Annotated in this window: 5 protein-coding genes; all 5 read left to right on the top strand. The window is 34.0% G+C overall.

Annotation, left to right across the window (positions count from 1 at the left end; all coding sequences use genetic code 11):
* Nucleotides 1-178 precede the first annotated feature (178 nt).
* The 5 genes from Q0A18_RS02295 (at nucleotide 179) to Q0A18_RS02315 (ending at nucleotide 5,508) form a co-directional block, all read left to right on the top strand.
* Nucleotides 179-754: a hypothetical protein gene (locus Q0A18_RS02295; RefSeq protein WP_292008554.1), complete on the top strand. Its 576-nt coding sequence runs from the start codon at nucleotides 179-181 to the stop codon at nucleotides 752-754.
* Between the two features lie 93 nt (nucleotides 755-847).
* A complete protein-coding gene (locus Q0A18_RS02300; protein WP_292008555.1) occupies nucleotides 848-1,654 on the top strand; it encodes a DUF3324 domain-containing protein in 807 nt (268 codons plus the stop codon).
* On the top strand, nucleotides 1,647-4,397 hold the full coding sequence (locus tag Q0A18_RS02305) for a hypothetical protein (RefSeq protein WP_292008556.1): 2,751 nt from the start codon (nucleotides 1,647-1,649) through the stop codon (nucleotides 4,395-4,397). Before Q0A18_RS02300 ends, Q0A18_RS02305 begins: the two co-directional genes overlap by 8 nt.
* A complete protein-coding gene (locus Q0A18_RS02310) occupies nucleotides 4,394-4,930 on the top strand; it encodes a hypothetical protein (RefSeq protein WP_292008557.1) in 537 nt (178 codons plus the stop codon). The genes Q0A18_RS02305 and Q0A18_RS02310 overlap by 4 nt, the downstream gene beginning before the upstream one ends.
* Before the next feature lie 8 nt (nucleotides 4,931-4,938).
* Nucleotides 4,939-5,508: a hypothetical protein gene (locus Q0A18_RS02315; RefSeq protein WP_292008558.1), complete on the top strand. Its 570-nt coding sequence runs from the start codon at nucleotides 4,939-4,941 to the stop codon at nucleotides 5,506-5,508.
* Nucleotides 5,509-5,787 lie beyond the last annotated feature (279 nt).

Raw genomic sequence — 5,787 nt, forward strand, 5'->3', positions numbered from 1 at the left:
ATTTTAGACATAATTTTCACGATCAAAAAGAGAATAATCTTTCTCAAAATCCCCTCAATACGGCATCAATAAATAATATTTAATTATAAAACAAAAACTTTAAATAAATTATTAAAATATCTTTCTCATTTTATGGAATTTTTATTAATTTCACTTTAGAATTTAATATTTATACATCATGAGAAAGTTTACATTTCCTTTGACATTATCTTTAGTTGCATTAGTTTCTGCTCACCTTAATGCACAAGATACTAATACTGATAATCACACTATTACTATTTCTATTCCCGAAGTTGCACTAGTAGACATTGAGCCTGCGGCTACTAAAAACATTACTTTAGGGTTTACAGCACCTACAGAAGCTGGGCAGCCTATTACTCCAAGTACTTCAAATAATACACTCTGGCTGAATTACTCATCCATTAAATCAGTTGCTGATCCCACACGTAATGTAACTGTAAAATTAAATGCCATTATCCCGGGAATTGATATTCACGTAACAGCAGCGGCGGCTACCGGTGCAGGAGGAGGTACACTTGGTACACCGGCAGCACAAATAACATTAAGTGCGGCCGATCAGACTATCATTTCGGGAATCGGTAGTGCCTATACCGGAAACGGTGCTAATAACGGACATAACCTTACTTATGCTTTAGCAGCTGGAAGTGGACCTGGTGGAGTAGCTGCGTATGCTGATCTACAGGCGACTGCTACCACTGTAGCGACTGTTACCTACACTATATCTGATAACTAGTCGAAGCTGTATTAAGTAAAAAAAGCAAGAAGAGGTTATTTATAAATCTCTTCCTGGTTTTATATTATCCATATTTTAAACTTCAATCTTTACATGACCATGCTAAAGCGTATTTCTCTTTTTATTTTTCTTATTTTTCATTCCATTTTTTTACATGCCAGTATTGTAGTCCTTAATGGGCTAACACATACATATCAGGTGGAAAACGGGAAAGTATATAAAGGGAAAATTGCTATTGAAAACACAGACAATCATCCTCAAAGTGTAAAACTATTTTTACAGGATTTTGCTTATCTGGCTAATGGGACCATCACTTATACATCTTTACATACGAATAGTAGAACCAATGGTGACTGGATTAAATTAAATACTAATCTTGTTACTCTTGGTGCTAAAGAAAAAACTGAAGTATATTATGAAATTTCAATTCCTGATCAACATAGAGATGCAGGCAGCTATTGGAGTGTTATAATCGTTGAACCTGTTGAAAATATCAAGCCTAATGATGATAAGGCCGGAGTTAATATTACCTCTATTATCAGGTATGCCGTTCAGATTATTACAGATTATGAAGCTGAAAAAGCTAAGCCTGATCTTAAATTTGAAAGTGTAAAAGTAGAAAAAGAAGACGGAAAACAAACGGTAAAGATTGCGATTGCTAATATGGGTAATCTGTATTGTAAACCAACAGCTGCTATTGAAATCTATAACCGTAAAACCGGAGCAAAAGTTGATAGCTATTCCAGTCTGACCATGGGTTTATTACCCAATACATCAAAAACATTCTACATAGACATCAGCAAAATACCTTCTGGCCAGTATAATGCAGCTATAATAGCTACTGATGAAGAGGAAAATGCTTTCGCAATCAATGTGGAATTAGAAGTAAAAAATGATTAAAATTTGGGCTTCATATATTATTATACTATTCCCGGCGTTTATTTTTTCTCAGCAGCTGTCCAATGAATCAGCCAGCAAAAAAGATAGTCTGTTACCGGGGTTATCTACTTCTATTTCATTTACATTAGAAAACAATACTGCTGAAAATAAAACATATGAGATTACCGTTAAGACTTCCAGTCCGCAAATTACTCCCATTTTAACAAATGGAGAATTAAATCTCGCTCCACAGGAAAGTACAGTTTATATTGTCCCTTTACGTATTGCAACAGAAGCTACACAAGGGCTATATTCTATAATTTTGTACATAACTGATAAGCAAGAAGGAATTCATTTTACAAAAACAGCTCAAATTACGGTTTCCGGAAATAAAAAGCTTTCTATAGAATCTTTAGAATCACCTGAGTTTATAAGGGCCGGGGATACAATACAAGCTTCCTTTCTATTAAAGAACAGTGGAAATATTATGGAGAAACTTTTCTTAGAAAGTAAAAATGCAGTGGTAGATAATGACTCTTTAGTAGTTCTGCCGCCCGGTGAAACAAAAATAATTACCATACATAAAATTACCAATCCTGCACTTGGACAGAATGAATATCAAAATCTTAATCTTACAGTTTATTCTCAGGACAACCCAAAAGAAAATCAGACTGCCTATGTCAGTATAAAAGTCATATCAGTAAAACCTGTTGAAAATGACATCTACCACAGACTCCCCATTGCTGCTTCCATGTCTTTCATCGGAATGCAGAATATGGGAGTTTATAATGATGGTTTCCAAGGGGAAATTTACGGTAAAGGCAGCCTGGATAAAGAGAATAAAAATAAAGTAGAATTTCATGCAGTCACTAAAAACCCTGTGGAATTCAGTTCATTTACCCAATATGAAGAATATTTTATTAATTATAACAGAGAAAATCTTTTCATCCATTTAGGAGACAAAAACTATTCTGCTTCTTATCTGACCGAATTCGCAAGATATGGACGGGGTGCCGAACTTAAATATGATTTTAAAAGATTCAGTCTTGGGGGATTCTATAACCATCCCAGGTTTTTTAGGGATATTAAAGATGAGTTTAATGTATTTTCAACATTTAAAATTCGTAAAGAATCAGAGATTACAGCAGGGTATCTTTATAAAACACCTAGAAAAGGAGAAAGTAATTTTGGAAATATCAGGTTAGATTCAGAAGCACATCTTCCTTATACCACAGGAAAATTCCAAATCTCAAAAAATATAAATGTGTCCGGAGAAGTTGCTTACAGTAAAACAAAAGAGCTGGAGGGTACAGCCTATATGATTCAAACCCAGGCTAATTTTGAGAAGATCAATGGAAGTATTATGTATATGAAATCAAGTCCTGAATTTGCAGGATATTTTACCAATACAAGCACATTCAATGGAAATCTTCAGTACAGAATTTCCAAGAAAATCAACATTTTTGCTAATTACATACAGGATGCAAAAAACTTCCAGAGAGATACATTATTCCTTGCCGCTCCTTACAGAAATTTCTTTCAGTATGGAGTCCAATATAAATATCATTCCAATGGATTCATAATGCTTTATAATGGATATCAGAAATATCAGGATCGCTTAGAACCTAAGGAGTTTGATTATTATGAAAAATATTTCAAAGTAAGTGTTAATCAGCAAATAGGGATGTTTCAAGTAAATCTTGAGGGACAGTTTGGAAAAACAGACAATTATCTGACCGGATTTAATGGTAACTCAAGTTTTTATACAGCTAATATAGCATTTGAAAAGTTCAGAACTTCTTTTAATTTATTTACGAGCTATGCAGTTACTTCTCGATATTTGTTGGCAAATCAAAAACAGATCTATTATGGAGCTCGAATCCTAAGCCGTCTTTCAGATAAGACAAATTTTAGTCTTTTCTACCAGAATAATTACATGCCTGAAGAGTATTTCAAAGACCGGAACCTTTTTGAACTTTTGTTTCATCAACGGCTTTTTCCAGGAAATGAACTGGATATTTCCGGGCGATATTCATTACAAAGAGGAGAGCTGGGAAATAAAGATTTTATATTTTCAATACGTTATACCTTGCGTCTTGATGTCCCTGTAAAAAAGATCGCAGAATATACTTCCCTGTCTGGAAACATTAGTAATCTTGGGGTCAAAAAAACTGAAGGAATAAAATTAATGCTGGGCAACTATTTATCAATTACAGATAAAAATGGGAATTACCTATTTAAGAATATTCTTCCTGGTGATTATTTCCTAGAAATGGATCGTTCTACTATTGGTATTAATGACATCACCAATATTTCTTTACCTGCCTCATTAAACCTCAAAGATAAAGAGCATGTTTTTAATTTTGGATTAACTACTGCTGCTTCTATTCAGGGAAATATAGAATTTAATGAAAATGAAGAAAAAAGTCAGTATAGCTTTGCTCATTTTCAACCTAAAACAGGAAAAAAGAAAAAAGAAAGCATTATTATAGAGGCGTCCAATGGTGAACAGACTTACCGAAAAATAGTCATTATCGGTGAACCTTTTGATTTTACTTATTTACGCCCCGGTGATTGGAAAGTCAAACTTTATAGAAATGGTTTAGATAAGCGTTACAAAATATCAGTAGATACATTCCAGTTTATGCTTAAACCTTCTGAAATAAAAAAAATAGACATTCATATTCTAAAACAACAAAATGAAATAAAATATCAGCAGGAAACTATAAAAGTAGGGTATAATGAAATAAAAAAGAAAAAATGAAATTAGGAGTTCATATAGTTTGTATGATATTATGTACAATATCTAATGTGGTATTTTCACAAACATCCGGAAGCAGAACTGTTTCTATGACTTTACCTGTTGTAACCTTGCTGGATATTGAACCCGCCGGAACTATTAGTATGAATTTTGTAGCTCCTACTGAAGCTGGACTTCCACTAACTGCTCCTGCAAACAACACGACAAAGTGGATCAATTATACTTCTGCAATTGCACCCAGTGGACTCACAAGACGAATTACCGCCGCTATTAATCAAACCATTCCTGGAGTTAATATCAGACTTCAGGCTTCTCCAGCATCAGGTTCAGGAGGAGGAACATTGGGTACTCCAACTTCACAAATTACACTTAGTACTACCGCTACGAATATTATTACAGGTATTGGAGGTGCTTATACAGGCAACGGAGCTAATAATGGACATATGCTGACTATCAGTCTTGCTATTAGTACTTATGCTAGTCTTACCACAACTACTAACACCCCTATTGTAATTGTCTATACTATCACAGAATAAAATTGAAAATGAAAACTATAAATCATCTTTTCAGCACAAAATATTTAAAAAAATATCTATATATACTTTCTCTAGTATTAAGCGGATATATAGAAGGACAAACAATAACTATTACCGGAAATAACTGGACTCCAAGTATACCCTCTATTGCCGAAGCCGGAACTAACTATGCAGGAACTTATGAAAGTGCTACTAATCAATTAATACTCTCGGGCACATTACCTGGATCTTTTCTCAATCTTCTTGCGAATGGATCCGCTAAAGTCAGCATGCATTATAATGTCATGTCTTGGAATAACACCTTACGGCTTTATTCAAAAAGAACCGGAGGAACAGCCACAATCAGCGGTGTTTGTGTACTATGCTCAGCAACTATAACCGGAGGTACCACTTACACTGAAATGCCACAAACAACAGATGTAACATTCTTCACTATTAATTTCACCGGTACTTTAGGCCTTGGAAACAGCGTAGCATATTCAGGTATCAATGTACAATTACAATTAAGTGGTGTTTCGGTAACACTCCCTGCTACGTCATATAGCGCTCAGATCGTTTATACAATAGGAGCAAATTAAAATAAAAAAAATTCTGTAATCATAAATTAAATTCTTTTTAGCTCGATAGTATAATAAATGCTAACATTATAAACAAGTATAATAGTGTCACCTTATCACAAATAGTATTACGTACTATTTTGGTTTCTATCTTTTTATTCTATTATATTTAGTACAGTATGGTTAGTTATAAGTAATAGGTATAAAAACAAAAAAGTCTCATACGTAATGTATGAGACTTTTAAATAAAAACTGGCGGCGACCTACTCTCCCGCGTTAGCAGTACCATCGGCGCTGGTG

This window comes from Chryseobacterium sp. (assembly GCF_022712095.1).
Lineage (GTDB): Bacteria > Bacteroidota > Bacteroidia > Flavobacteriales > Weeksellaceae > Chryseobacterium.